General features: G+C 72.0%; 24 protein-coding genes and 1 tRNA gene. 13 read left to right on the top strand and 12 right to left on the bottom strand.

The genetic code is table 11. The features are described 5' to 3' along the window. Positions 1 to 133: 133 nt before the first annotated feature. Positions 134 to 1,501 (bottom strand): MFS transporter, encoded by a 1,368-nt coding sequence (locus tag ACIPSE_RS36565; protein ID WP_401671543.1) that lies wholly within the window; start codon positions 1,499 to 1,501, stop codon positions 134 to 136. 260 nt (positions 1,502 to 1,761) lie between these two features. Here ACIPSE_RS36565 and ACIPSE_RS36570 point away from each other — a divergent pair, with 260 nt between their 5' ends. Continuing rightward, entirely contained in the window at positions 1,762 to 2,679 is a 918-nt protein-coding gene (locus tag ACIPSE_RS36570) for a LysR family transcriptional regulator (RefSeq protein WP_401671546.1), read from the top strand. Positions 2,680 to 2,759: 80 nt separating this feature from the next. On the opposite strand, the gene ACIPSE_RS36575 is transcribed toward ACIPSE_RS36570, so the two are convergent. Both ACIPSE_RS36575 and phoU read right to left on the bottom strand, forming a co-directional pair. After that, positions 2,760 to 2,915, bottom strand: coding sequence for a hypothetical protein (locus tag ACIPSE_RS36575; protein ID WP_401671548.1), 156 nt, complete (start codon positions 2,913 to 2,915; stop codon positions 2,760 to 2,762). A gap of 191 nt (positions 2,916 to 3,106) precedes the next feature. Then, the gene (gene phoU / locus ACIPSE_RS36580; protein ID WP_401671551.1) at positions 3,107 to 3,796 is read right to left on the bottom strand and encodes a phosphate signaling complex protein PhoU; all 690 of its coding nucleotides are present in this window, start codon (positions 3,794 to 3,796) and stop codon (positions 3,107 to 3,109) included. A 200-nt stretch (positions 3,797 to 3,996) separates the two neighbouring features. On the opposite strand from phoU, the gene ACIPSE_RS36585 reads away from it, so the two are divergent. Both ACIPSE_RS36585 and ACIPSE_RS36590 read left to right on the top strand, forming a co-directional pair. Beyond that, positions 3,997 to 5,265, top strand: coding sequence for a sensor histidine kinase (locus tag ACIPSE_RS36585; RefSeq protein WP_401671553.1), 1,269 nt, complete (start codon positions 3,997 to 3,999; stop codon positions 5,263 to 5,265). Continuing rightward, complete coding sequence (locus ACIPSE_RS36590) at positions 5,262 to 5,942, top strand: response regulator transcription factor (RefSeq protein WP_015659563.1); 681 nt, start codon at positions 5,262 to 5,264, stop codon at positions 5,940 to 5,942. Before ACIPSE_RS36585 ends, ACIPSE_RS36590 begins: the two co-directional genes overlap by 4 nt. 129 nt (positions 5,943 to 6,071) lie before the next feature. Here ACIPSE_RS36590 and ACIPSE_RS36595 read toward each other — a convergent pair whose 3' ends face one another. Then, positions 6,072 to 6,737: a DUF461 domain-containing protein gene (locus ACIPSE_RS36595; protein WP_401671556.1), complete on the bottom strand. Its 666-nt coding sequence runs from the start codon at positions 6,735 to 6,737 to the stop codon at positions 6,072 to 6,074. A gap of 672 nt (positions 6,738 to 7,409) precedes the next feature. Between ACIPSE_RS36595 and ACIPSE_RS36600 the strand changes: the two genes are divergently transcribed. The 6 genes from ACIPSE_RS36600 (at position 7,410) to ACIPSE_RS36625 (ending at position 13,739) form a co-directional block, all read left to right on the top strand. After that, positions 7,410 to 7,892, top strand: a complete 483-nt coding sequence (locus ACIPSE_RS36600; protein WP_003953493.1) for a CarD family transcriptional regulator — start codon at positions 7,410 to 7,412, stop codon at positions 7,890 to 7,892. A gap of 370 nt (positions 7,893 to 8,262) precedes the next feature. Continuing rightward, positions 8,263 to 9,015, top strand: a complete 753-nt coding sequence (gene ispD / locus ACIPSE_RS36605; protein WP_401671557.1) for a 2-C-methyl-D-erythritol 4-phosphate cytidylyltransferase — start codon at positions 8,263 to 8,265, stop codon at positions 9,013 to 9,015. Then, on the top strand, positions 9,005 to 9,523 hold the full coding sequence (gene ispF, locus ACIPSE_RS36610; protein WP_401671559.1) for a 2-C-methyl-D-erythritol 2,4-cyclodiphosphate synthase: 519 nt from the start codon (positions 9,005 to 9,007) through the stop codon (positions 9,521 to 9,523). Before ispD ends, ispF begins: the two co-directional genes overlap by 11 nt. Positions 9,524 to 9,577: 54 nt before the next feature. Beyond that, positions 9,578 to 10,972 carry a cysteine--tRNA ligase gene (gene cysS / locus ACIPSE_RS36615; RefSeq protein WP_401671561.1) on the top strand — a complete coding sequence of 465 codons (1,395 nt, stop codon included), beginning with the start codon at positions 9,578 to 9,580 and terminating at the stop codon, positions 10,970 to 10,972. Positions 10,973 to 11,084: 112 nt separating this feature from the next. Next, on the top strand, positions 11,085 to 12,029 hold the full coding sequence (gene rlmB, locus ACIPSE_RS36620; protein WP_401671563.1) for a 23S rRNA (guanosine(2251)-2'-O)-methyltransferase RlmB: 945 nt from the start codon (positions 11,085 to 11,087) through the stop codon (positions 12,027 to 12,029). 117 nt (positions 12,030 to 12,146) lie between these two features. Next, positions 12,147 to 13,739: a DoxX family membrane protein gene (locus tag ACIPSE_RS36625; RefSeq protein ID WP_401671565.1), complete on the top strand. Its 1,593-nt coding sequence runs from the start codon at positions 12,147 to 12,149 to the stop codon at positions 13,737 to 13,739. A 122-nt stretch (positions 13,740 to 13,861) separates the two neighbouring features. Here the strand turns inward: ACIPSE_RS36625 and ACIPSE_RS36630 are convergent, their stop codons facing one another. From ACIPSE_RS36630 to ACIPSE_RS36640, 3 genes are all read right to left on the bottom strand, one after another. Then, positions 13,862 to 14,593: an NDP-sugar synthase gene (locus ACIPSE_RS36630; protein ID WP_401671568.1), complete on the bottom strand. Its 732-nt coding sequence runs from the start codon at positions 14,591 to 14,593 to the stop codon at positions 13,862 to 13,864. A gap of 61 nt (positions 14,594 to 14,654) precedes the next feature. Next, a complete protein-coding gene (locus tag ACIPSE_RS36635; protein ID WP_401671570.1) occupies positions 14,655 to 15,107 on the bottom strand; it encodes a hypothetical protein in 453 nt (150 codons plus the stop codon). 227 nt (positions 15,108 to 15,334) lie between these two features. Beyond that, a complete protein-coding gene (locus tag ACIPSE_RS36640) occupies positions 15,335 to 16,423 on the bottom strand; it encodes an ABC transporter ATP-binding protein (protein WP_401671572.1) in 1,089 nt (362 codons plus the stop codon). Positions 16,424 to 16,632: 209 nt separating this feature from the next. Between ACIPSE_RS36640 and ACIPSE_RS36645 the strand changes: the two genes are divergently transcribed. After that, positions 16,633 to 16,709 (top strand) — tRNA-Thr (locus ACIPSE_RS36645). A 62-nt stretch (positions 16,710 to 16,771) separates the two neighbouring features. Here ACIPSE_RS36645 and ACIPSE_RS36650 read toward each other — a convergent pair. Together ACIPSE_RS36650 and ACIPSE_RS36655 are read right to left on the bottom strand one after the other, a co-directional pair. Further along, positions 16,772 to 17,257 carry a GNAT family N-acetyltransferase gene (locus ACIPSE_RS36650; protein ID WP_401671574.1) on the bottom strand — a complete coding sequence of 162 codons (486 nt, stop codon included), beginning with the start codon at positions 17,255 to 17,257 and terminating at the stop codon, positions 16,772 to 16,774. Then, on the bottom strand, positions 17,254 to 18,210 hold the full coding sequence (locus ACIPSE_RS36655) for an aminoglycoside phosphotransferase family protein (RefSeq protein WP_401671576.1): 957 nt from the start codon (positions 18,208 to 18,210) through the stop codon (positions 17,254 to 17,256). The genes ACIPSE_RS36650 and ACIPSE_RS36655 overlap by 4 nt, the downstream gene beginning before the upstream one ends. Here ACIPSE_RS36655 and ACIPSE_RS36660 point away from each other — a divergent pair. Together ACIPSE_RS36660 and ACIPSE_RS36665 are read left to right on the top strand one after the other, a co-directional pair. Next, entirely contained in the window at positions 18,209 to 18,862 is a 654-nt protein-coding gene (locus tag ACIPSE_RS36660; RefSeq protein ID WP_401671579.1) for a rhomboid-like protein, read from the top strand. The genes ACIPSE_RS36655 and ACIPSE_RS36660 overlap by 2 nt on opposite strands. Before the next feature lie 9 nt (positions 18,863 to 18,871). Continuing rightward, the gene (locus tag ACIPSE_RS36665; protein WP_401671581.1) at positions 18,872 to 20,278 is read left to right on the top strand and encodes an NAD(P)/FAD-dependent oxidoreductase; all 1,407 of its coding nucleotides are present in this window, start codon (positions 18,872 to 18,874) and stop codon (positions 20,276 to 20,278) included. 723 nt (positions 20,279 to 21,001) lie between these two features. Here ACIPSE_RS36665 and ACIPSE_RS36670 read toward each other — a convergent pair. Both ACIPSE_RS36670 and ACIPSE_RS36675 read right to left on the bottom strand, forming a co-directional pair. Continuing rightward, the gene (locus tag ACIPSE_RS36670; RefSeq protein ID WP_401671973.1) at positions 21,002 to 22,432 is read right to left on the bottom strand and encodes an MFS transporter; all 1,431 of its coding nucleotides are present in this window, start codon (positions 22,430 to 22,432) and stop codon (positions 21,002 to 21,004) included. 149 nt (positions 22,433 to 22,581) lie between these two features. Continuing rightward, the gene (locus tag ACIPSE_RS36675; RefSeq protein WP_401671583.1) at positions 22,582 to 23,562 is read right to left on the bottom strand and encodes a zinc-binding dehydrogenase; all 981 of its coding nucleotides are present in this window, start codon (positions 23,560 to 23,562) and stop codon (positions 22,582 to 22,584) included. Positions 23,563 to 23,667: 105 nt separating this feature from the next. On the opposite strand from ACIPSE_RS36675, the gene ACIPSE_RS36680 reads away from it, so the two are divergent. After that, positions 23,668 to 24,363, top strand: a complete 696-nt coding sequence (locus tag ACIPSE_RS36680; RefSeq protein ID WP_401671585.1) for a pentapeptide repeat-containing protein — start codon at positions 23,668 to 23,670, stop codon at positions 24,361 to 24,363. Between the two features lie 40 nt (positions 24,364 to 24,403). Here the strand turns inward: ACIPSE_RS36680 and ACIPSE_RS36685 are convergent, their stop codons facing one another. Continuing rightward, positions 24,404 to 24,904: a hypothetical protein gene (locus ACIPSE_RS36685; protein WP_401671975.1), complete on the bottom strand. Its 501-nt coding sequence runs from the start codon at positions 24,902 to 24,904 to the stop codon at positions 24,404 to 24,406. Between the last annotated feature and the right edge of the window lie 46 nt (positions 24,905 to 24,950).

A 24,950-nucleotide genomic window follows, 5' to 3' on the forward strand; every position in this document is an offset into this window, starting at 1 on the left:
GCGCGCCGGGGGGGGGGCGCGGGTGCGGGGGGGCCCGCGCGGGGGGGGGGGGGGGGGGGGGGGGCGCCCCCCCCCCCCCCCCGGGGGGGGGGCCCCCCCCCACCCCGCGGGCCAGGACGACCGGCCCCAGGCCCTAGACGGCCGTCGCCACCCCCTCCGCCGCCCGACCGGCGGAGCCCTCCGCGCCACCGGCGTCCGAGGAGCCCGCCCGGCGCCTGGCCAGGGCCAGCACGCACACCGTGGTCAGCAGCAGGAGCGTGATGTAGTAGCCGACGACCGGCCAGTGCCCGCCGCCCACACCGAGCAGCCACTGGGCGACCAGCGGGGTGGAGCCGCCGATGACGGTGCTGCACAGCTGGTAGGCGAGGGAGATGCCGGTGTAGCGGACCCGGACGGGGAACGCCTGGGCGAGGAAGCCGGCCAGCATCGCGTAGTAGCTGGCCCCGGTGATCACGCCCAGGGCGAGGCCCAGGCCGATCAGCGTGCTGTCACGCGTGGCGATCAGCAGGAACATCGGCACGGCGACGACGATGTTGGCGATCAGGGCGCCCGCCATCACCCGCACGGTTCCCACCCGCCGGGCCAGCAGCGCGGCGAGCGGCTGCCACAGGAACTGCAGGACCGCGAGGACGAGCAGGATGTCGAGCATGGTCTGCCGGTCCACGCCCAGGTCGCTCGTGGCCCAGGACAGGACGAAGGTGTTGGTGAAGTAGGCGGACGAGATGCCCATCGCGCTGGCGCCGACGCCGAGCAGGACCAGCGGCCAGGAGGTGCGCAGTAGCTCGACCACGGGGACCTTCGCGGTGGCCCGCGCGGCCGGGCCCGCCTTCTTCTCCCGTGCCCTGGCCGTCTCGAAGTCGGTGGACTCCGAGACCTTCAGCCGGATGACCAGGCCGATGACGACCAGCACGGCGGACAGCAGGAACGGCACGCGCCAGCCCCACGACAGGAACGCCTCGTCGGACAGGTGCCCCACGGCGATGAAGACCAGCGAGGCCAGTACGGCACCGGCGGGCGAGCCCTGCTGGACCCACATCCCGGCGATTCCGCGCCGTCCGCGCTCGGTGTTCTCGGTGGCCATCAGGACGGCACCGCCCCATTCGCCGCCGACCGCGATGCCCTGGACCGCGCGGAGCAGGACGAGCAGGACGGGCGCGGCGACGCCGATGTCGGCGTAGGTGGGCAGGACGCCGATGAGGGTGGTGGCGGAGCCCATCAGGACGAGGGTGGTGACGAGGACGTTCTTGCGTCCGACCCGGTCGCCGATGTGGCCGAAGACCAGTCCGCCGATCGGCCGGGCGAGGAAGCCGACCCAGAAGGTGGCGAAGGCGGCGAGGGTGCCGGTGGCGGGGTCGGCGCCGGCGAAGAACAGCTTGCCGAAGACCAGGGCGGTGGCGGTGCCGTAGATGTAGAAGTCGTACCACTCGACCGCCGTCCCGATGAAGGAGGCGACGGTGGCCCGTCTGGCCTGGCGGCCTGCGGTGGACACGGATGGGGACATGACTGACTCCGGGGATGAGCGGCGGTGCCGGCGGATTCGACCTGTGCGCGACGCGAGGCGGGAGAGGCCGCCTGGCGCTGACCGCGACGCTGCGGGTGCCCGTTCGAACGGTGTTGTCCGGTCCGCCTCAGTTTCGTGGCGTCCCGGCCATACGGTCCAGTACCTTCTGAGCTGCACAGCCATGCCTCACAGGCATGGCGGGGTCCAGGAGGGCCACCGGCGGGTGGCGGGTGGCGGGTGGCGGTACGGCGGAGGGTGCGATGGAACTGCGGGTCCTGAGGTACTTCCTGGCGGTGGTCGACAGCGGCTCGATGACGGCCGCCGCCGCGCGCGTCCATGTGGCCCAGCCGTCCGTCTCCCGGCAGCTGAGGTCCCTGGAGCGGGAGCTGGGCGCCGAACTGCTGCGGCGCACCGGCACCGGGGTCCAGCTCACGGCGGCCGGGCGCCGCTTCGTCCCCGTCGCCAGGGACCTGACGCTGCGCGCCGCCCGGGGCACGGAACTGCTCCAAGCCGTCGCCGGGCAGAGCCCGCTGCGGTTCCGGGTGGCCTGCCCGCACTCCACCATCACGCACCTCGTGGCGCCGTTCGTGGCCGAGTCCGGAGGCCCGCTCGCCGACGCCCGCGGCTGCGAACCCGATCAGGTGTACGAGCGGCTGCTGGCCGGGGACGTCGACATCGGCATCTCCACCAGCCCGCCGCCCGGCGGCATGGCCGCGCGGCGCCTCGGCGAACGCCGGATCAGCGCCCAGATGCCCGCCGGCCATCCGCTGGCCCGGGAGGGCACCGGCGACCTGGAGCTGACGCGCCTGCTCGACCACCCGGTCATCGTCAGCAGCCGGACCAGTGCCGTACGGCGGGCCCTCGACACCACCCTGTACGAGCAGGGCACCCCGCTGCGGCCCGCCTTCGAGCCGCAGTCCGAGGCCATGTCCCAGGCCCTGGCCGCCGCCGGCCACGGCGTCTGCGTCGTCCTCGACCACCCGCAGTACGACCTGTGCGCCCGCCCTCTGACCGGCCGGGACCGTCCGCTGGCCATCTCCCTGTACGCCGGCTGGGATCGCGACCACTACGCGCACGAGGAGATCGACGCGGCCGTGCGGGACCTGTCGCGGTGGCTCACCGCCAACGACGGCGGCCGGAAGCCCGGCAGCGCCCCCCGTTCCGCCCCGGGCCCCTGAGACGGGGTGCGGCGGACACGACGAGGGGCCCCGGCGTCATGCCGGGGCCCCTCGTCGTCGTGTCGCGGGCCGACGTCGCGTCAGCCGCACTGGCAGGGATTGCCCGACTGGCACCCGCAGCCGCACCCGGAGCCGCAGCCGCAGGCGGCTATGAGCGGCAGGTTCCTGACGGCGACGGGCTGCTCGGTCTCGCGTTCCCGGGTGGGGTCGGGCGTCGTGCTGGGGGATTCGGCCACGTGGTACCTCCTGGAGGGTGAGAGGCAGGCAGGCATGGGCCTGAGCGCGCTCGGCAGGCCCCTCCCCATTGCATGCCCGCCGGGCCGGTCGCATCAACGGCGCACAGAGGCTCACGCGCGCCCCGAACACACTCCGGCAAGCCCCGTCCGAGCCGGGCGCCCCGGCCGGTGTCAGGCGCCCCGGCCGGGTGTCAGGCGCCCTCGGTGCCCGTCGCCGGCTGGATGTCCGGCTGGAGCTCGTCCGCGTGCTCGCCCGTGACCAGGTACACGACCCGCTTCGCGACCGACACCGCGTGGTCGGCGAACCGCTCGTAGTAGCGGCCCAGCAGCGTGACGTCGACGGCGGTCTCGATGCCGTGCTTCCACTTGTCGTCCAGCAGGTGCTGGAAGAGCGTGCGGTGCAGGAGGTCCATCGCGTCGTCGTCCTGTTCGAGCTGGAGCGCGAGGTCGACGTCCTTGGTGATGATGACCTCCGCCGCCTTCGCCATCAGACGCTGCGCGAGCTGGCCCATCTCCAGGATGGTGGCGTGCAGGTCGTGCGGGATGGCGCGCTGCGGGAAGCGCAGCCGCGCGAGCTTGGCGACGTGCTGGGCGAGGTCGCCCGAACGCTCCAGGTCCGCCGACATGCGCAGCGACGTCACGACGATCCGCAGGTCCGTCGCCACCGGCTGCTGCCTGGCCAGCAGGGCTATGGCCCGTGCCTCCAGGTCGTGCTGGAGGTCGTCCACCTTCTGGTCGGCCTCGATGACGCTCTCGGCGAGCTTCAGATCGGAGTCCAGGATCGCCGTCGTGGCGCGCCCGATCGCCGACCCCACCAGCCGGGCCATCTCCACCAGACCGTCGCCGATCGAGTCAAGTTCCTCGTGGTACGCGTCCCGCATCAGGGATCCCTCTCTCACTCTGCTGCATCGGGCCTCGGGGCCCTGTGAACCCCACGCTCCCACGTTCGGCCCCGTACGCGTCGAATTCCGTCACCTCACATGAACCGGTACTGGCTCCAAGGTGAACTCTGGGCGACGAGTGTTCGAGGTCGCACCCGGATGGCTGTGGCCAGGGGCGATCGCGTGCCTAACCTGGACGCATGGACGTGAACGCGGCGGTCGCCGCAGCGGCGGCGATCGCCGGAGTGCTCACCGGCGTGATCGCCGTGCTGGCGTTCCGCTGGAGCGAGCGGGAGCAGAGGCGCCCCACGCGCACCTCCCTGCACACCGACCCGGTACTGCCCCCGGGCGTCGACACGGTCCTGTCCGTGCTCCGCTCCTCGGCCGTCGTCCTCGACGAGGCCGACGCGGTCGTCAAGGCCAGCTCCGCGGCGTACGCCCTGGGCCTGGTCCGCGGCGGCAAGCTGGCCGTGGAGCCGATGCTCCAGATGGCCCGGGACACCAGACGGGACGGCGAGATACGGCAGGTCGAGCTGGATCTGCCCAGGCGCGGGACCGGCAGGGGAGAAGCCCTGGCGGTCTCGGCGCGTGTGGCGCCGCTCGGCTCCCGCCTGGTGCTCCTGCTCGTCGAGGACCTCACCGAGGCCCGCCGTATAGAGGCGGTGCGCCGCGACTTCGTCGCCAACGTCAGCCATGAGCTGAAGACCCCGGTCGGCGCGCTGTCCCTCCTCTCCGAGGCCGTCATGGACGCCAGCGAGGACCCCGAGGCCGTCGAGCGCTTCGCCGGCCGGATGCAGATCGAGGCGACCCGGCTCACCAACCTGGTGCAGGAGCTGATCGACCTCTCCCGGGTCCAGAACGACGACCCGCTGGAGGACGCCGAGCCCGTCCGGGTGGACGAGCTCGTCGCCGAGGCCGTCGACCGCTGCCGCCACCAGGCGGGCACCAAGCAGATCACCATGGCCGCCGGCGGCACCGCCGAGCTCAGGATCTGGGGCAACCGCGGCCAGCTCGCCGCCGCCCTCGGCAACCTCGTCGAGAACGCCGTGAACTACTCCCCGGCCCGCACCCGGGTGGGCATAGCCGCCCGCCGGGTGAACGCGCCCGGCGGGGACCTCATCGAGATCGCCGTGACCGACCAGGGCATCGGCATCTCCGACAAGGACAAGGAGCGCATCTTCGAGCGCTTCTACCGCGTCGACCCGGCCCGCTCCCGTGCCACCGGTGGTACGGGCCTCGGGCTGGCGATCGTCAAGCACGTGGCCGCCTCGCACAGCGGGGAGGTCACGGTGTGGAGCTCGGAGGGTCAGGGCTCCACATTCACCCTGCGGCTGCCCGAGGCGGGGGCTGCCGCCCGCGACCGCGCGCAACAGCACCCCGACCTCGACGACGAGGCCGGCAGGCCCCATGGCTCACCCCATGACCCATCCCCGTACGAATCGCTTCCCGCCCCGGAGGTCCTTCCGTGACCCGAGTGCTTGTCGTCGAGGACGAGGAGTCCTTCTCCGACGCCCTGTCGTACATGCTCCGCAAGGAGGGCTTCGAGGTCGCCGTGGCGACCACGGGCCCCGACGGACTCGACGAGTTCGAGCGCAACGGCGCCGACCTCGTCCTCCTCGACCTGATGCTGCCCGGCCTGCCGGGCACCGAGGTCTGCCGCCAGCTGCGCGGCCGTTCCAACGTCCCCGTCATCATGGTGACGGCCAAGGACAGTGAGATCGACAAGGTCGTGGGGCTCGAAATAGGAGCCGACGACTACGTCACCAAGCCCTTCTCCTCGCGTGAGCTGGTGGCGCGCATCCGCGCGGTCCTGCGCCGCCGGGGCGAGCCGGAGGAGGTCACCCCGGCCGCCCTGGAGGCGGGTCCGGTCCGCATGGACGTCGACCGCCACGTCGTCACCGTCAGCGGCTCCAAGGTCGACCTCCCGCTCAAGGAGTTCGACCTCCTGGAGATGCTCCTGCGCAACGCGGGCCGTGTCCTGACCCGTATGCAGCTCATCGACCGGGTCTGGGGCGCCGACTACGTCGGCGACACCAAGACCCTCGACGTCCACGTCAAGCGTCTGCGCGCCAAGATCGAGCCCGACCCCGGCGCCCCCCGCTACCTGGTGACGGTCCGCGGCCTCGGCTACAAGTTCGAGCCGTAGACCGGCCCGTAGGCCACGCCGTGGACAGCGGTACGTAGACGAAAGGGCGGGACCTCCTCGGAGGTCCCGCCCTTTCGTATACGACGGCGGCGGTACGGCGGCTCGTCACCGCCCGTGCCGGACGGCCCGTTACTGCGCCGCGGACTCGCTGGCCGAGGCCGCGTCGGTCGGCGTGGTGCCGTCCGACGGGGTCGCACCGTCCGCGGCGGACTCCGACTCGGACGGGGAGGCCGAGGACGAGGCGGACTCCGACGCGGAGGCACTGGCCTCCGGCGTCTCGGCCGCCGCGCTCGGGCCCCACTGCTCGTAGTAGCTCTCGGCCGGGACGACGAAGGCCTTCATCGTCACGTCACCGGTCTTGCTGAAGGTGAAGGTGACCTTCTGGGCGTCGCCGTCCTTCAGGGACTCACCGCTGCTCGGCAGGACGGCGGAGGCGTTGTTCTCGCCGCCGAGGACCAGGGAGCCGCCGGCCGGGATGGTGAGGCTGCCGCCCTTGGCGGCGCTGAGCTCCACGGAGCCGCCCGAGCCGTCCACGGCGACGGTCTGGAGCTTCTGGGCGCTGGTGCCCATGTTGAAGAGCGTCGCGGAGACCACGGCCGGACCGGTGGACTCCGCCGAGGGCTGGGTGATGACCACGGCGTTCTGGATCTTGATGTCGCCGACGGTGATGGCCGCGTTGTCCGGCTTGACCTCCAGCGTCTGGGCGTTGTTGCCGGCGCCGCACGCGGCGAGCGAGGCGATCGAGAACGCGATGGCGGCGGCGGCGAGTGCGCCGCGTCGAAGGCTGCTGCTCACGGCGGCGGCAACTCCTTGACTCGAACGGGCGGGGACTGCATAAAGCCGCCCTAAGTGTCTGTCAGCGGCCTTAGGTTACCGAGCCGTTCCCGCGTCACCGCACCCGACCCTCCCCAACGGCGCGGCTTCCCTCGTGCAGAGGTGGTGACGGGGGCGGGAATCCACCCTCTGTCACTCGCCGCACAAGTGACTCACGAGTCACATTGCACTCGTACTCGTCCGCCATTCACATAAGAGGCGGGAGACTCCGAGAGACGTCAAGAGACCGTCCCCGCAACCGCTCGCAAAACTTCCGTGAAGGAATCCGCGTTCGCCCGCGGAATTGATCACGGGCTGATCCGCTGAGGCTCCGCATGATGGCCGGTGATCAATTCCGGATTCGGCGCGGAAGCGACCGGGGGTACCGAACGGAGTAGCGGAAGTCGCACACCTGGAACCAGACATATGCGGACGTTCATCCTCTTGGGGAGGGCTCCGGATGTGTGTAACGTACGCGTTTCACCTCCCCCGAAGAGCCGCTCCGACCTGCGAATACCTTCTTCCGCTAGGCCTCCGCAGCACGTTCCTGTTGCTGTTGTCAAGCCCCGAGATATGCCCTGACCTGCGAAAACGCCATTCAGAACACGCAGTTTCCGTGTTACCCTGGATAGCCACGGAAGGGGTACCTGTCACATGACGTTCAAGGTTGGCGACACCGTGGTCTATCCCCATCACGGGGCCGCGCTGATCGAGGCTATCGAAACTCGCCAGATCAAAGGCGTGGACAAGACCTACTTGGTGCTGAAGGTCGCCCAGGGTGACCTGACGGTACGTGTGCCAGCGGACAATGCGGAGTTCGTCGGCGTGCGTGATGTGGTCGGTCAGGACGGGCTGGACCGGGTCTTCGAGGTGCTGCGCGCGCCGTACGCCGAGGAGCCCACGAACTGGTCCCGTCGCTACAAGGCAAATCTGGAGAAGCTCGCCTCCGGCGATGTCATCAAGGTCGCGGAAGTCGTGCGTGACCTGTGGCGTCGTGAGCGCGAGCGCGGACTGTCCGCCGGTGAGAAGCGCATGCTCGCCAAGGCTCGCCAGATCCTGGTGAGCGAACTCGCCCTCGCGGAGAACACCAACGAGGACAAGGCCGAGGCCCTGCTCGACGAGGTTCTCGCGTCCTGAAGCGCGCCGACTGACAAACGGCCCGGCTCAGCACACTGATAATGCCGCGGTGCCCGATGACGACGTAGGAGCTGTCGCCGGGCGCTGCGGCATGTTCATGCCCGGAAGTTGATTCCCGGATGGCCATGCTGATGTCTGCGGTGCTGATGTCTGCGGTGATGTCTGCTGATGTCGATGTTCATTGCTGACGTTCATGCCGGGGTGCCGTCGAAAAGCCCACCCCGTTCGGGGGAGTCCCCCGATACTTGGCGTGCCGGGCCCGGGCAGCTGACTCGACCGGCACGTCACGGAAGGGTCCGGTCAAGGCGTCGCGCCCGGCACGCTGAGGCCATACCCACGCCAGGCCAGCACACAAACCTGACAGGAACCGATGTCTGACGATTCGCGTCCCCCGCGTGCCGAAGCGCGTACGGCCGTCGTGATCCCGGCCGCCGGACGGGGCGTACGCCTCGGTCCGGGCGCCCCCAAAGCGCTCCGCGCGCTGAACGGGACCCCGATGCTGATCCATGCCGTCCGCGCGATGGCGGCCTCCCGCGCGGTCTCCCTGGTTGTCGTCGTGGCCCCGCCCGACGGCGCCGGCGAGGTCAAGAGCCTCCTCGACGCGCACGCCCTGCCCGAGCGCACCGACTTCGTCGTCGTCCCCGGCGGCGCCGAGCGCCAGGACTCCGTACGGCTCGGCCTCCAGGCGCTGCCGCCCGAGTACGACATCGTCCTCGTCCATGACGCCGCCCGGCCGCTGGTCCCGGTGGACACCGTCGACGCCGTCATCGAGGCCGTCCGCGACGGCGCGCCCGCCGTGGTGCCCGCGCTGCCGCTGGCCGACACCGTCAAGGAGGTCGAGCCCGCGGCCGTCACCGGCGCGCCCGAGCCCGTCGTCGCCACCCCGGAGCGCGCCCGGCTGCGCGCCGTCCAGACCCCGCAGGGCTTCGACCGCGCGACCCTGGTCCGCGCCCACGAGACGGTCACCGAGGACGTCACCGACGACGCGAGCATGGTCGAGCGGCTCGGCCCGACCGTCGTGGTCGTGCCCGGCCACGAGGAGGCCTTCAAGGTCACCCGGCCCCTCGACCTCGTCCTCGCCGAAGCGGTCCTCGCCCGTAGGAGGCTCAACGATGGCTTCTGAGACGCCCACGACACCGGTGCCGCCCGTCCTGCTGCCCCAGGTCGGCATCGGCACCGACATCCACGCCTTCGAGGACGGCCGCGACCTGTGGTGCGCCGGCCTGAAGTGGGAGGGCGAGGGACCGGGCCTGGCCGGGCACTCCGACGCCGACGTCGTCGCCCACGCGGCCTGCAACGCGCTCTTCTCCGCCGCCGGACTCGGCGACCTGGGACAGCACTTCGGCACCGGACGCCCCGAGTGGTCCGGCGCCCCCGGCGTCGTCCTGCTCGCGGAGGCCGCGCGGATCGTGCGCGAGGCCGGATTCGTCATCGGCAACGTCGCCGTCCAGGTCGTCGGCCCCCGGCCGAAGATCGGCAAGCGGCGCGAGGAGGCGCAGAAGGTGCTGACGGAGGCCGTCGGAGCGCCCGTGTCGGTGTCCGGGGCGACCACCGACGGACTGGGGTTCCCCGGCCGGGACGAAGGGCTGATGGCGGTGGCGACCGCCCTGGTGGCCCGGACCGCGGGCTGACTGTTGTCCACAACCCGTTCTGGGCACCGGGCAACGCCCACTACCCTTGGACCCGTGACTATTCGCCTGTACGACACCAGTGCCCGGCAGATCCGTGACTTCGCCCCGCTCCAGCCGGGTTGCGTCTCGATCTACCTCTGTGGTGCCACCGTGCAGGCGGCCCCGCACATCGGGCACATCCGCTCCGGTCTGAACTTCGACATCATGCGCCGCTGGTTCGAGTACCGCGGCTACGACGTCACGTTCGTGCGCAACGTCACCGACATCGACGACAAGATCATCGCCAAGGCGGCCGAGCAGGGCCGCCCCTGGTGGTCCATCGGGTACGAGAACGAGCGCGCCTTCAACGACGGCTACACCGCCCTCGGTTGCCTGCCGCCCACCTACGAGCCGCGCGCCACCGGCCATGTCACCGAGATGGTCGAGATGATGCGCACGCTCATCGAGCGCGGGCACGCCTACGAGTCGGACGGCAGCGTCTACTTCGACGTGCGGTCCTGGCCGCAGTACCTGGAGCTGTCCCGGCAGGAGCTGGACGACCTGCGCCAGCCCGACGAGGGCGTCAGCGGCAAGCGCGACCCCCGCGACTTCGCCCTGTGGAAGGCGACCAAGGCGGGCGAGCCCGACTGGGAGACCCCGTGGGGCCGCGGCCGTCCCGGCTGGCACCTGGAGTGCTCGGCGATGGCCCACAAGTACCTGGGCTCCGCCTTCGACATCCACGGCGGCGGCCTCGACCTGATCTTCCCGCACCACGAGAACGAGATCGCCCAGGCCAAGGCCTACGGCGACGATTTCGCCGCGTACTGGGTGCACAATGCCTGGGTCACCATGAGCGGCGAGAAGATGTCGAAGTCGCTCGGCAACAGCGTGCTGGTGAGCGAGATGGTCAAGGCCTGGCGCCCGATCGTCCTGCGCTACTACCTGGGCACCCCGCACTACCGCTCCACCATCGAGTACAGCGAGGAGGCCCTGCGCGAGGCCGAGTCCGCGTTCGCGCGGATCGAGGGCTTCGTGCAGCGCGTCGTCGAGAAGGCCGGCGCCGTCGAGCCGTCCGCCGAGGTGCCGCCCGCGTTCGCCGAGGCGATGGACGACGACCTGGGCGTGCCGCAGGCCCTCGCCGTCATCCACACCACGGTCCGCCAGGGCAACAGCGCGCTGGCCGCCGACGACAAGGAAGCCGCCGTGGCCCGCCTCGCCGAGGTGCGCGCCATGCTCGGCGTCCTCGGCCTCGACCCGCTGGACACCCGGTGGGCGGGCGAGGGCGACCGCGGCGAGGATCTGCACGGTGTGGTCGACAGCCTCGTCCGTCTCGTCCTCGACCAGCGCGAGGCCGCGCGCGGGCGCAAGGACTGGGCGACCGCGGACGCCATCCGGGACCAGCTCAAGCAGTCCGGTCTGAGCATCGAGGACGGCCCGCAGGGGCCGCGCTGGACGCTGGGACCGCGCTAGTCACGCGCCCCGGTCCTGAAGATCGATTGTGCCGTCCGGGCCTCCGGGCGGCACACTGCATAGACGTACGTACATACATCCGTAGCGAACACCGGTAGAGAACAGGTAGGTCATGGCCGCGAACAACCGCCGCATGTCCGGCAAGAAGGGCGCGCAGGTCGGCAGTGGCGGCCAGCGGCGCCGGGGCCTGGAGGGCAAGGGCCCGACCCCGCCCGCCGAGATGCGCAAGGGACACAAGAAGAACCGCATCGCCGCGGCGCAGACCCGGCGGAGCCAGGGCCGTCCGGCGACCCCGCGCGGGCGCGGTGGCAAGGGCACGTCCGAGATGGTCGTCGGCCGCAACCCCGTCGTCGAGGCGCTGCGCGAGGGCGTGCCCGCCTCGACGCTCTACGTCCAGCAGTTCATCGACAACGACGAGCGGGTGCGCGAGGCGCTCCAGCTCGCGGCCGAGCGCGGCGGCATCAACCTCATGGAGGCCCCGCGCCCCGAGCTGGACCGCATGACCAACGGGCTCAACCACCAGGGCCTGGTCCTCCAGGTCCCGCCGTACGAGTACGCCCACCCCGAGGACCTGGCCAACGCCGCCTACGACGACGGCGAGGACCCGCTGATCGTCGCCCTCGACGGGGTGACCGACCCGCGCAACCTCGGTGCCGTCGTCCGCTCGGTGTCGGCCTTCGGCGGCCACGGTGTCGTCGTCCCCGAGCGCCGCGCCGCCGGTATGACCGCCGGTGCCTGGAAGACGTCCGCCGGTACGGCCGCCCGGACGCCGGTGGCCCGCGCCACCAACCTGACGCGCGCCCTGGAGGCGTACCAGAAGGCCGGCATCGTCGTCGTCGGCCTCGCCGCCGACGGTGAGCACGAGATCGGTGACCTGGAGGCTCTGGGCGGCCCGGTCGTCATCGTGGTCGGCAGCGAGGGCAAGGGCCTGTCCCGTCTGGTCGGCGAGACCTGCGACTTCCGTGTCCGGATCCCGATGCCGGGTGGGGCCGAGTCGCTCAACGCGGGTGTGGCGGCGGGTGTGGTGCTGTACGAGGCGGCTCGGCGACGCGCCTGAACACGCGTGCGTCGGGTCACCCGTACGGGGCAATCTGGACGCCTAGCACAAGCTTGACGCGGTCCGGACAGATCCGGCAGGTCAAAGCAGTGTCCTAAACACACGTCACTCGGTTAGATGAGTGTGGACACCAGAACACCCCGCACACCCACGGGGGACCGCTCGTCGGGCTTCAGCTCCGGATTCGGTTCCGGGCTCGACGACGCTCCCGCGCTGAGCATGGTGAAGGTGCCGAGCGATCCGGCGCAGGTCATCGTCAATCATGCGAGTTTCCGCGTGCAGTTGGGCGCGTCGTCGGCGAGACGCGCCCAGTCTCCGCTGATCGCACGGCACTTGAGCGCCGCCGAGGACACCGCGCGGATGCCCGCCGTGGGCGCGGCCCGCCGCCGCGCGGTCGTCTGGAGCGGCCGGTCCGCCCCCGACGACACCGGCGCCCACCGTCTCCTTCAAGCCGTGCGGGGCGGTGCCGTCCGCCCGGCCGAGGAGCCGGCCGCCGACGCCGGAGCCACGCAGGTCATCCCGCGCATCGACCCGGGCTACGAGCCGGGCTACGAAGACGAGTTGACCCAGACCGTCGAGACCCCGGTCGTGGGCGCCCAGCGCACCCACGAGCCCCTGCTGCCCGGCATGCGCCCGGTCGGCAGCGTGTACGACGAGGAACTCCCGTACGAGGAGCCCGAGTCGGCCGGGCCCGACGAGGGCGCGCGCTACCGCCGCCACAGCGACGACCCCGCGCGGCACGCCTACTACCCGGGCCGCCGGCTGAACCTGGGCGTCGTCCTGCTCCCGCTGCGGATCTTCCTCGGCTTCATCTCCATCTACGCCGGCATGGGCAAGCTCTGCGACCCCGTCTACTTCGACGGCGGCGAGCGCGGGTCCATGGTGAAGTGGCTGGTCACCCTGCATCCGTGGGAAGTCGCCGAGCCGCTGCGGCAGTTCGCGCTCGCGCACCCCGTCGGCGCCGGTCTCGTCATCGCCTTCCTCCAGGTCATCGTCGGCGTCCTGACGATCCTGGGCTGCTGGCAGCGGGTCGGCGCCGTGGTCGGCGCCCTGCTCTCGGCGGCGCTCCTGGTGACGGTGAGCTGGAGGAGCGTCCCCGTCTACGACGCGCCCGACATCATCTACCTGGCCGCCTGGTCGCCGCTGATCATCGCGGGCGCCCCCGTCTACTCCATCGACGGCCGGCTCGCCGGGATGGCCTGGCGCCGTCTCGGCCCCCGCTCCGACCTGTGGGACCTGCGCCGCTACGTCCTGCGCCGGGGCGCCCTGGTGACGGCGATCGTGGTCGGCCTGACCCTGCTCGTCGGCTCGCTGCTCGGCGGCGCCGTCCGCGACGCCGACCGGGTGATCGTCCCCGGTCCCGGCGAGGCCCCGCGCAACGAACTGCCGGGCTCCCCGCTGCCGTCGGACCCCGCCAAGCGCAAGAAGAGCCCCGTGGCGTCCACCGCGCCCAGCCAGAGCGCCACGGCCGGTGCCGGTCCCTCCGAGGCGGCCACCTCGCCGGGCGCGACCCGCGACACGAGCACGACCGGCACGGCCGGTACGCCGAGCCAGACGCAGGGCACCGAGCAGGCGCCGCCGCAGCAGTCCTCCCCGGCCCAGCAGGCCCCCAGCACCAGCTCCGGTCCCACCGGCAGCGCGAGCGGCGGCTCGGAGACCGGAGGCACGTCCTCCGGTGAACCGGGCCTGGTGGGCGGTCTGTTGGGGTAGATGGGCCGGTGGGCGGAATCCTCGGGCAGTAGCCGCCCACCGGCTGACCTCCGACAACGAGCGGCGGGGGCCGGGCACTTCACCAAGTGCCCGGCCCCCGCCGCCTGCTGCGCAGGGCCCCGCTAGCGCCCGAGCGCCTCCAGTTCCCGTGCCGCCTCCGTCAGGTCCTTCACGGTGTCGATGGCCCGCCAGTACGCCCCCTGCGGCAGCGAGAACCCGGCCAGCCGCCGGTCCCGCGCCAGATGCGGGAACGTCGTGCGCTCGTGGTCGCCGCGCTCCGGGAGCATCCCGGTGAACTCGGGCGAGAAGACGTACACGCCCGCGTTGATCTCGTACGTCGTCGGCGGGGCCTCGATGAAGTCCGTGATGCGGCCGAAGCCGTCCGTGCGCACCGCGCCCCACGGGATCCGGGGCCGGGCCAGTGCCAGCGTCGCGACGGCGTCGCGCTCCGCGTGGAAGTCGGCCATCTCGCGCAGGGAGAACCGCGTCCAGATGTCGCCGTTGGTCGCGTACCAGGGCCGGTCGGGATACGGCAGATGCGCCGCCGCGTACTTCAGGCCGCCGCCGCGGCCCAGCGGCTCCTTCTCGACGACGGTCCGCACCCGGACCGGGAGATCGGCCGTCTCCAGCCACTTCTGGAGCACGTCGGCGAGGTGGCCGCAGCTGACCACCACGTCCGTGACGCCTTCCTCGGCGAGCCAGACGAGCTGATGGCCGATGATCGGAGTCCCGGTGCCGGGGATCTCGACCATCGGCTTGGGCCGGTCGTCGGTGTACGGACGCAGCCGTGACCCCTGACCACCGGCCAGGATCACGGCTTGAACGGGGCGGGACGCGACATGCGGATCGGTCATGACCGAACTGTACGAGGCGTCCCGCCGGGATCGTGGACCAGGGACCCGTGGTCCCCGCGGATCAGCGCTGGGCGGCGGCCACCCCCGTGGCGAAGGACGTGTCACAGACCGGGCGGGCGTACGACTGCGCCTGCGTCGGCCCGTAGATCCGCACCGCGGCACGGCCCAGGGCGCGCGCGATGGACGCGCAGTGCTGGGCGAGCGAGGGGCGGCCGTTCACGGCCTGCTGGAGGTGGGTCAGGACGACGCCCGGGTTCTCCTCCTGGAGCTCCGTCAGGAGCTTGTCCCGCAGGACGTCGTGCGGCGCGGGTGGTTTGGCGTCGGTCCGGCCGGCCGCCGACACGTCGGAGGCGGTGAGCACCGACCCCGAGGGGTTCCCCGTCCAGTTGACCCGGGTGACCGCGAGGGTTCCCGAGAGCACCAGGAAGACGGGCAGGACAAGGGCGAGCGTGCGGCCGATACGGCGGGCGGGGCCCCTGCCGCGTCGCGTCTGGTTGGTTGTGGAGTGCTTCACGCGTGTGAGGGTAGCGCGGGGTAGTGATATGGCGACATTTAGTCACCGGTTCGGGGGATGAAGTGGTGCCTCGAATTGGGTAAGGCGTTGACGCACACGGCTCGAAATGACCGATCTGCCGGGGTATCCGGTGTGCGGGCCGCCTTCCGTACCGACGGGAAGGGCCCCGCGGAGATCCGCGGGGCCCTTCCCGTCAGTCGGTCCGGGTGATCCACCCGGTGTGCGGCTCAGTCGGAGAGACGCGCGCCCGTCGAGGTGGAGAACACGTGGGACTCGCCCGCGCGCGGGACGACGTGCAGCGTGCTGCCCTTCTCCGGGACGTCACGGCCGCTGACGCGGACGACGAGGTCCTTGGAGTCCTCGCCGACCTTCGCGGTGCCGTAGACGTACGCGTCGGCGCCCAGCTCCTCGACCACGTTGACCGTGACCGCGAGGCCCTTGTCGGAGTCGGCGCCGGCCACGTCGAAGTGCTCGGGGCGGACACCGACGGTGACCGTCTTGTCCGTGGCCGCGCTGAGCGCCTCACGGTCGACCGGGACGACCGAGTTGCCGAACTTCACGCCGCCGTCGGCGATCGGGACCTCGACGAGGTTCATCGCCGGGGAGCCGATGAAGCCGGCGACGAAGAGGTTCGCCGGGCGGTCGTACATGTTGCGCGGGGTGTCGACCTGCTGGAGCAGACCGTCCTTGAGGACCGCCACGCGGTCGCCCATCGTCATGGCCTCGACCTGGTCGTGGGTGACGTAGACGGTGGTGATGCCCAGACGGCGCTGGAGGGACGCGATCTGCGTACGCGTCGACACACGGAGCTTGGCGTCGAGGTTCGACAGCGGCTCGTCCATGAGGAAGACCTGGGGCTCACGCACGATCGCGCGGCCCATCGCCACACGCTGGCGCTGACCGCCGGAGAGGGCCTTCGGCTTGCGGTCGAGGTACTCGGTGAGGTCGAGGATCTTCGCGGCCTCTTCGACCTTCTGCCGGATCTCCGTCTTGTTCACGCCGGCGATCTTGAGCGCGAAGCCCATGTTGTCGGCGACGGACATGTGCGGGTACAGCGCGTAGTTCTGGAACACCATGGCGATGTCCCGGTCCTTGGGCGGCAGGTGGGTGACGTCGCGGTCGCCGATGCGGATCGCGCCGCCGTTGACGTCCTCCAGCCCCGCCAGCATGCGGAGCGAGGTCGACTTGCCGCAGCCGGACGGGCCGACGAGGACCAGGAACTCCCCGTCCTCGATGTGGATGTCGAGCGCGTCCACAGCGGGCTTGTCGCTGCCCGGGTAGATCCGGGTCGCCTTGTCGAACGAAACAGTGGCCATGGTGATGGGCCCCCTTCTACCGGCAGGAACGTGCCGGACGATCCGTTGTAGGAAGGTGGTGGTGTAGTCCACACAGGTGAACTGGAGTGGACGGTACCTGGCGTTTGCCGGATCTGTCAGTACCTCGGGGACTGTGAACTTCGCGGAAATTTTCGACGGGGCGGCCCCACGGCCTGGGTACACTGCACGCACGCACCCGCACCACACCCGCCTCCTTAGCTCAGATGGCCAGAGCAACGCACTTGTAATGCGTAGGTCGTCGGTTCGAATCCGACAGGGGGCTCCATGGTGAAAACCCCAGGTCAGACCGTTCTGGCCCGGGGTTTTCCCGTGTCGGGGAGAGGGCTGTCAGGGGGACCGGGTGGTGGCTGCCCGGGTGAGGGCCTCGTCGGTGAGGCGGTAGACCGTCCACTCGTCCTGCGGGCGCGCGCCGAGGGACTCGTAGAAGGCGATCGCCGGGGCGTTCCAGTCCAGGACCGACCACTCCAGGCGCTGGTAGCCGCGCTCCACGCAGATCCGGGCCAGCTCGGTGAGCAGTGCGCGGCCGTGGCCGCCGCCCCGGGCGGTCGGGCGGACGTACAGGTCCTCCAGGTGGATGCCGTGGACGCCGCGCCAGGTGGAGAAGTTGAGGAACCAGACGGCGTAGCCGACGACCTCGCCGGTGGTGTCGTCCTCGGCGATGTGGGCGTAGGCGGCGGGGTGGTCGCCGAAGAGCGCCTCGTGGAGCTGGTCCGGGGTGGCCCTCGCCTCCTCCAGGGCCTTCTCGTACTCGGCCAGTTCGCGGATGAGGGCGTGGATGACGGGGACGTCGGCGGGGGTGGCGGTGCGGATCACGGGGTGGGGGTGCCTTTCTTCCGGAGGGCGGGGAGGGGCGGGCGGGTCAGTTGCCGGGCGATCTCCAGCTGCTGTGCGTCCAGGGGACGGCCGGCCTCGATCTCCCAGAGGGAGTTCTGCAGGACGCGGGCGAGCGACCAGGCACGCGCGCGTGCGCGGTCCAGCCCCATCACGTCGGTCAGGGCGTCCAGGCGCCAGCGGACCTCGTCGGCGTCGAAGCGGTTCCACAGGGCGGGCAGGAGGTCGAAGGCGGGGTCGCCCGCGAGGGGCTTGGGGTCGATGGCGAGCCAGGCGTCCCGGTGGGCGGCCAGGACGTTGTCGTAGTGGAGGTCCCAGTGGAGCAGGCGGTCGCCGGGTTCGCCCGCGACCTCCCGCAGGGCGGACGCGCAGGCCGCGAGCAGCGTCCGGTGCTCCGGGTCGGCCACGCGGGTGAGGGCCGCGGGGGTCCGGTCCAGCAGGGCGCGGGCCAGGTCGTCCAGCCGGCGCATTCCGACGGGGGCGGGTACGGAGGTCAGCCGGGCCAGCAGGTGTGCGATGACGAGGACGGCCTCGCGGGAGTCGGGGAGGTGTGACAGCGGCCGGCCGGCGTCGAGGCGTTCCAGGAGCAGGGTGCCGGTGGCCGGGTCGTGGTCGAGGAGCTGTACGGCGCCGTCGCCGTTCCACACCCGCAGGGCGGTCGGTTCGCCCTCGCTCTCCTCGTCGAGGAGCTGGAGCTTGAGCACCGCCCCGGTGCCGTCGGGCCGGGTGACCGGCAGGACCAGGGCCGAGACGCCGTGCATCGCCGTACCGTCCGGGCGCAGCCCCCAGCGGTCGAGGAACCCGGCGGCCAGCGCGGGCAGGGCCGCGACGAACGCGCGGCCCTTCGCCCCGTGGTACCTGGCCTGGGCCGCCGCCAGTCCGTCCGGAATGTCGATCACGGGCGGGAGCCTATCGACGTGCGTGAATCGGCTCATGTCGATTTCCCGGGGCTTCCACAGGCTGTGGACGTACGTCCGCGGCGCTCCCGGCACGTATCTGTGGCTGGCGGTGCTCTTCGTCACGACCGTGGCCCTGCACCACATGTCGCCGCAGTTCGAGGACGAGTTCCTGCGGCAGCGGTCGACGAACATCCACGAGCTGTCGAACAATCCGGTGCGGGTGCTGGTCTCCAGCGCGATGTGGATCGACGGCGGACGCTGGCTGCCGTACGCGCTGCTCTTCTCCGTCTTCCACGCGCCCGCCGAGCACTGGCTGGGCACCGGCCGCTGGCTCGCGGTGTGCGCGGCGGCGCATGTGCTGGCCTCGCTGATCAGCGAGGGGGCGCTGCTGTGGGCGGTGCGGCACGGGATGGCGCCCGGGTCGTCGGTCGACACCCTGGACATCGGGGTGAGTTACGCGCTCGCCGGGGTGATCGCCGTGCTGGCGTACCGGATTCCGCGGCCGTGGCGGTACCCGTACGCGGCGGCCGTGCTGATCGTCTACGGGGTGCCGCTGGTGACCGGCCGGAGCTTCACGGACCTGGGCCACTTCACCTCCGTGCTGATCGGATTCGGGTGTTATCCGCTGGTCAGAGGGCGTGCAAGACAACGAAATCCGAAGGAGACAGCGGGCGCGGTCGAGGGTTAACGTCCGGGTATGAGCAGCTCGGCAAGCGCTGTCGTCAACGGCGGCGTCTCGTTCTGGTTCGCGGACGACGGTCTCCCGGCGGTGCGGGAACCGCTCTCCGGTGACGCCTCGGCCGATGTCGTGATCGTCGGCGGCGGGTACACGGGGCTGTGGACCGCCTACTACCTCAAGAAGGCCGACCCAGCGCTCCGGATCACCGTCCTGGAGCAGAAGTTCTGCGGGTACGGCGCCTCCGGCCGCAACGGCGGCTGGCTCTACAACGGCATCGCCGGCCGCGACCGGTACGCGGCCCTGCACGGCCACGACGCCGCCGTACGCCTCCAGCGGGCCATGAACGACACCGTCGACGAGGTGATCCGCGTCGCCGGGGAAGAGGGCCTCGACGCTGACCTCCACAAGGGCGGGGTGCTCGAAGTCGCGCGTACGCCCGCGCAGTTGGCGCGGCTGAAGGACTTCCACGCGCACGAGCTGTCGTACGGCGAGCAGGACCGTGAGCTGTACGGCGCGGGGGAGACGGCCGAGCGGATCCGGGTCGCGGACGCCGTCGGGTCGACGTGGACGCCGCACGGGGCGCGGCTGCATCCGGTGAAGCTGGTCAAGGGGCTCGCGGCGGCGGTCGAGGCGCTCGGGGTGACCGTCCACGAGCGGACCCCGGTCACCGAGATCCGGCCCCGGCACGCGGTGACGCCGTACGGGACGGTCCGCGCGCCGTACGTCCTGCGCTGCACCGAGGGGTTCACCGCGAACCTCAAGGGGCAGCGGCGGACCTGGCTGCCGATGAACTCCTCGATGCTGGTCACCGAGCCGCTCACCGACGAGCAGTGGGCGACCGTCGGCTGGGACGGGCGCGAGGCCCTCGGCGACATGGCGCACGCCTACATGTACGCGCAGCGCACCGCGGACGGGCGGATCGCGCTCGGCGGGCGCGGGGTGCCGTACCGCTTCGGTTCGCGGACCGACAACGACGGCCGCACCCAGGAGGAGACGATCGGGGCGCTGCGGGACATCCTCGTGGGCTTCTTCCCGTCGCTGGCCGGGGTGCGCGTCGAGCACGCCTGGTCCGGGGTGCTGGGCGTGCCCCGCGACTGGTGCGCCACCGTCACCCTGGACCGGGCTACGGGGATGGGCTGGGCCGGCGGGTACGTCGGGTCCGGCGTCGCCACGACGAACCTCGCGGCGCGCACGCTCAGGGACCTGGTCGTGCGGGACTCCGGCGGGGGAGGGGAGACCGACCTGACACGGTTGCCGTGGGTCGGCCACAAGGTGCGCAAGTGGGAGCCGGAACCGCTGCGCTGGCTGGGCGTCCAGGGCATGTACGCGACGTACCGCGCCGCGGACCGCCGGGAGACCGCGACCCACCGCCCGGACTCGTCCCGCCTGGCCCGCGCGGCGGACTGGGTGGCGGGCCGCCACTGACGCCTGCGGCGGGCCGGGCGGGCGGCTGGCGTTGCTCGCGCCTGCGGCCGCCCGCCACGTGCCGTCGACGGACTCCCGTCGCCGTTGACGGCGGTCGCGGGCGCCCGCCGCCTGCGGATGGCCGCCGCCGCTGCGGGGTGGCGGTGGTCGTGGCCCGCGGAGGCTCGCGGTCGCTGTTCGTGGTCCGGCTGTGCCTGTCGGCCGTCTTCGACTGACCTCGTGCTGGTTGCTCGTGGAGGCTTGGTGCGGTCGGCTGTGGGTGCGCGTCGTTGTCGCGTCGGGCCTGTCTCCGGTTGGTTGCGGAGGGCTGCCGCCGGTTGCCGCTTGCGGAGGTTTGCTGCCGCTGACGGGGTACGCCGGTTGTGGTCCGCGGGTGCCTGCCGGCCGTCATTGAGGAGGGCTTGCGTCGGTTGCTCGTGGAGGCTTGGTGCGGTCGGCTGTGGGCGCGCGCTGTTGCCGAGGCGGGCCTGCCTCGGGTGGGGTGCGGAGGGCTCGGTGCCGCCGGCTGTGGACGCGCGCCGTTGTCGCGGTCCGGCCGTCTGCTGCTCGCGGGTGTCCGCCGCAGGTGACCGCGGATGCCCGCCACGTTCCGTCGGCGGGGTGCCGTCGCCGTTGACAGGGCGGTGCCGCTCTTCGCCCGCGGCTGCCTGCGGTCGGTTGCCGTGGTCGTCCGTCGCCCGCCGCCTGCGGCTGCCTGGCGTCGGTGGTCGTGGGAACGCCGTGTCAGATCACCGGTTCCGGGACCGGGGTCGTCGTCTCCTCGTGTTGGGGAGGCTTCGCCGTGACCATCAGGCCCGCTATCAGGCCCGCCAGGAGCATGATGCCGACGGCCCACCAGATGGCGACGGTGTAGCCGTGCACGACGCCCTCGTTGACGATCTCGGCGCGCTGGGCCGGGTTGCGCAGGTGGGCGGCGACATAGGCGGTGCTGCTCGTCGTGGCGATGGTGTTGAGCAGGGCCGTGCCGATGGAACCGCCCACCTGCTGCGAGGTGTTGACGGTCGCCGACGTCACTCCGGCGTCCTGCGGGGCCACGCCCGCCGTCGCCGTGGAGAACACCGGCATGAAGGTGAGGCCCATGCCGAAGCCCATGAGGATCAGCGCGGGCAGGATCTCGGTGGCGTAGGAGCTGTGCACCGTCATCTGGGTGAGGATCAGCATGCCGCCGGCCGCGAGGATCATGCCGGGCACCATGAGCATGCGGGGCGCGACCCGGTTCATCAGGCGGGCGGAGACCTGCGTGGAGCCGATGATGATGGCCACCGTCATGGGGAGGAAGGCGAGGCCGGTCATGACCGGGGAGTACTCCAGGATCACCTGGAGGTAGTAGGTCATGAACAGGAACAGGCCGAACATCCCGATGACCGCGAGCCCCATCGTCAGGAAGCAGCCCGCGCGGTTGCGGTCCTTGATGATGTGCAGCGGCAGCAGCGGCACCGGAGCCCTGGTCTGCCACCACACGAACGCGGCGAGCAGCACCGCGCCGCCCGTGAGCAGACCGAGGACCAGCGGGTCGGCCCAGCCCCGCGGTTCCGCCTCGCTGAAGCCGTAGACGATCGCCACCAGGCCGCCGCAGCCCAGCAGCACGCCGGGGACGTCGAGCCGGGCGCCCGCGTGGCCGGGACGGTCGTGCAGCAGCGACAGCGCGCCGAAGACGGCCAGCACCGCGATCGGCACGTTGACGTACAGGCACCAGCGCCAGTCCAGGTACTCGGTGAGCAGACCGCCGACGATGAAGCCGATCGCGGACCCGGAACCGGCGAGGGCGCCGTAGATGCCGAAGGCCTTGCCGCGTTCCTTGGGGTCGGTGAAGGTCGTCGTCAGCAGGCTCAGCGCGGACGGCGCGAGGACCGCGGCGAACACGCCTTGGAGGGCGCGCGCCCCGAAGAGCATGCCGGACGACTGCGCGGCGCCGCCGAGCGCGGAGGCGGCGGCGAAACCGATCAGGCCGATGACGAAGGTGCGTTTGCGGCCGACGAGGTCGGCGACGCGTCCGCCGAGCAGCAGCAGACCGCCGAAGGCCAGGGTGTAGGCGGTGATGACCCACTGCCGGTTCCCGTCGGACATGCCCAGGTCCTCCTGCGCGGAGGGCAGGGCGATGTTCACGATCGTCGCGTCGAGGACGACCATCAGCTGGGCCAGGGCGATGACCACCAGACCCCACCAGCGGCGGGGATCGGCGCCCGCGGCCTCACCAGTTCGGGCTATGTCAGTCACCCGGACAGAAGACCATGAATCGGGAGGTGTCGCATCCGGGTGGGGCGGGAGGCGACGGCTGCCTCGGCCGGACACGCCGGGTGTGCTCATGGTTCCAGGACGACCTTTCCCGTCGTGCCGCGTGTCTCCAGCGCCCGGTGCGCGGCGGCGGCGTCGGCGAGCGGGAAGCGCTGGACGCGGGGGGTGAGGCGGCCGGACGCGGCCTCGGCCAGGGCGCGCAGTTCCAGCGTGCGCAGGGGGTCGGGGCCGCCGGTCCGCCGGAACATGGCGGGGCCGAGGACCTGTTCGGAGACGCCGTCGACGAGGTACGGCCGTCCGTCGCGGGGGCCTTCGGCGGACCAGCCGAAGACGAGGTGCCGGCCGCCCGGGGCGAGCAGGGCGACCGCCTCGCGGGCCACCTCGCCGCCGACTCCGTCGAACACGACGGTGGCCCGCGCCCCGCCCAGGTGGGCGCGGACCTTGTCCGGCCAGGACGGGTCCCGGTAGTCGACGGCGGGATCGGCGCCGTCCGCCTCGGCCAGCGCGGCCTTCGCGGGGCCGCCCGCCAGTCCCACGACGGTGGCGCCCGCGTTCTTCGCGTACTGCACGAGAAGGGAGCCGATGCCGCCCGCGGCGGCCGGGACGAGGACGACGGAATCCGGGCCGAGGTCGGTGAACTGGACGATGCCCAGGGCCGTCCGGCCGGTCCCGATCATGGCGACGGCCTGGGCGGCGTCCAGGTTCGCGGGGATCTCGTGAACGCGCTCGACGTCGGTGACGGCGAGTTCCGCGTAGCCGCCGGGGTGGAAGCCGAGGTGGGCGACCACGCGCCGGCCGAGCCAGAGGGCGGCGACGCCTTCGCCGAGGGCGTCGACGCGGCCCGCCACCTCGCGTCCCGGGACGGTCGGCAGCGGGGGGAGTGCGGGCAGCGGGCCCCGCGCGCCCTCGCGCAGGGCGGTGTCCAGGAGGTGGACCCCGGCCGCCTCCACGGCGATCCGGACCTGGCCGGGCCCGGGGCGCGGGTCCTCGACCTGTTCGTACGTCAGGTTCTCGGCGGGGCCGAAGGCGTGCAGACGGACGGCGTGCATGGCGGGCTCCCAACGGTCGTGAGGGCTCCCAGCCTCCGACCTCAAGCATGGTCGAGGTCAAGAGCCGGCCGGTCCGTTGTCAGTGGCGGGGTGCAGCATGGGGGCATGGCGAGGAGAGCGGGCGGTGCCGGAAGTGCGGAGCGGGAGCGGGGCGTACGGGGTGCGCGGCGGCCGGAGCTGAGGCTGCCGCCGCTGGAGCCGTACGAGGGCGGGGAACTGGAGCCGGACGGGGACTACGACGGGCTGGACTTCCGCGAGCTGGACCTCGTCGGGCAGGACGGCTCCGGCGCGCGGTTCATGGACTGCGCGCTGACGGGGTGCGCGCTGGACGAGACGAGGCTGCGCAACGTCCGGGTGCTGGACTCCCGCCTCAGCGGCGCGCGGGGCGTGGGGACGAACCTGTCCGAGGCGACCCTGCGGGACGTCGAGGTGCTCGACGCGCGGCTGGGCGGCACGCAGTTGCACGGCGCGGTGCTGGAACGGGTCGTGGTCCGCGGCGGCAAGATCGACTATCTGAACCTGCGCGGGGCGCGCCTGCGGGACGTCGTCTTCGAGAACGTCGTCCTCGTCGAGCCCGACTTCGGCGGGGCCACGCTGGAGCGGGTCGAGTTCCCGGGCTGTGTCCTCAAGGGCGCGGACCTCACCCACGCGACCCTCACGGACGTCGACCTGCGGGGCGCGGCCGAGGTGGGCATCGCACGCGGCGCCGACCGCCTCTCGGGCGCGGTGATCAGCCCGGTCCAGCTGATGGACCTGGCACCGGTCCTGGCGGCGGAGATGGGACTGAGGGTGGAGGACTGATCCCGGCCCGGGGCGGAGCCGCCCCGGGCGGCGGCGGACCTCAGCGCAGGCGGGGGAAGCGGGCCTGGAGGGTCCAGATCGCCGGGTTGTCCGCGAGGTCCTCGTGCAGGTCGGTGAGGTCGGCGAGCAGGTCGTGGAGGAAGTCGCGGGCCTCGCGGCGCAGTTCGGCGTGGGAGAAGGTCAGGGGGGCCTCCTCGGCGGGCATCCAGTCGGACTCGATGTCGACCCAGCCGAAGCGGCGCTCGAAGAGCATGCGGTCGGTGGACTCGGTGAAGTCCAGTTCGGCGTGCTGCGGCCGGGAGGCGCGCGAGCCCGCCGGGTCCCGGTCCAGCCGCTCCACGATGTCGCACAGCGCCCACGCGAAGTCCAGCACCGGCACCCATCCCCAGGCTGTGGACAACTCCCGGTCCGCCTTCGTGTCCGCGAGGTACACGTCGCCGCAGAACAGGTCGTGCCGCAGCGTGTACACGTCCGCGCTCCGGTAGTCCGTCTGCGGCGGATCGGGGAAGCGGTTGGAGAGGGCGTAGCCGATGTCGAGCACGTAGGTGATGGTGTCACGCCGGGCGGGGGCGGCCGTCCCGGGACCG

The organism is Streptomyces sp. NPDC090106 (assembly GCF_044747265.1).
Classification (GTDB): domain Bacteria; phylum Actinomycetota; class Actinomycetes; order Streptomycetales; family Streptomycetaceae; genus Streptomyces.

Excerpts from the sequence above, each read along its gene's own strand:
- ispF (WP_401671559.1), top strand. The coding sequence starts at position 9,005 with ATGGCTTCTGAGACGCCCACGACACCGGTGCCGCCCGTCCTGCTGCCC.
- ACIPSE_RS36655 (WP_401671576.1), bottom strand. The coding sequence starts at position 18,210 with ATGAGCCGATTCACGCACGTCGATAGGCTCCCGCCCGTGATCGACATT.
- ACIPSE_RS36630 (WP_401671568.1), bottom strand. The coding sequence starts at position 14,593 with ATGACCGATCCGCATGTCGCGTCCCGCCCCGTTCAAGCCGTGATCCTG.
- ACIPSE_RS36625 (WP_401671565.1), top strand. The coding sequence starts at position 12,147 with ATGAGTGTGGACACCAGAACACCCCGCACACCCACGGGGGACCGCTCG.
- rlmB (WP_401671563.1), top strand. The coding sequence starts at position 11,085 with ATGGCCGCGAACAACCGCCGCATGTCCGGCAAGAAGGGCGCGCAGGTC.
- ACIPSE_RS36585 (WP_401671553.1), top strand. The coding sequence starts at position 3,997 with ATGGACGTGAACGCGGCGGTCGCCGCAGCGGCGGCGATCGCCGGAGTG.
- ACIPSE_RS36665 (WP_401671581.1), top strand. The coding sequence starts at position 18,872 with ATGAGCAGCTCGGCAAGCGCTGTCGTCAACGGCGGCGTCTCGTTCTGG.
- ACIPSE_RS36660 (WP_401671579.1), top strand. The coding sequence starts at position 18,209 with ATGTCGATTTCCCGGGGCTTCCACAGGCTGTGGACGTACGTCCGCGGC.
- ACIPSE_RS36675 (WP_401671583.1), bottom strand. The coding sequence starts at position 23,562 with ATGCACGCCGTCCGTCTGCACGCCTTCGGCCCCGCCGAGAACCTGACG.
- ACIPSE_RS36640 (WP_401671572.1), bottom strand. The coding sequence starts at position 16,423 with ATGGCCACTGTTTCGTTCGACAAGGCGACCCGGATCTACCCGGGCAGC.
- ACIPSE_RS36565 (WP_401671543.1), bottom strand. The coding sequence starts at position 1,501 with ATGTCCCCATCCGTGTCCACCGCAGGCCGCCAGGCCAGACGGGCCACC.
- ACIPSE_RS36570 (WP_401671546.1), top strand. The coding sequence starts at position 1,762 with ATGGAACTGCGGGTCCTGAGGTACTTCCTGGCGGTGGTCGACAGCGGC.
- ACIPSE_RS36680 (WP_401671585.1), top strand. The coding sequence starts at position 23,668 with ATGGCGAGGAGAGCGGGCGGTGCCGGAAGTGCGGAGCGGGAGCGGGGC.
- ispD (WP_401671557.1), top strand. The coding sequence starts at position 8,263 with ATGTCTGACGATTCGCGTCCCCCGCGTGCCGAAGCGCGTACGGCCGTC.
- phoU (WP_401671551.1), bottom strand. The coding sequence starts at position 3,796 with ATGCGGGACGCGTACCACGAGGAACTTGACTCGATCGGCGACGGTCTG.
- ACIPSE_RS36600 (WP_003953493.1), top strand. The coding sequence starts at position 7,410 with ATGACGTTCAAGGTTGGCGACACCGTGGTCTATCCCCATCACGGGGCC.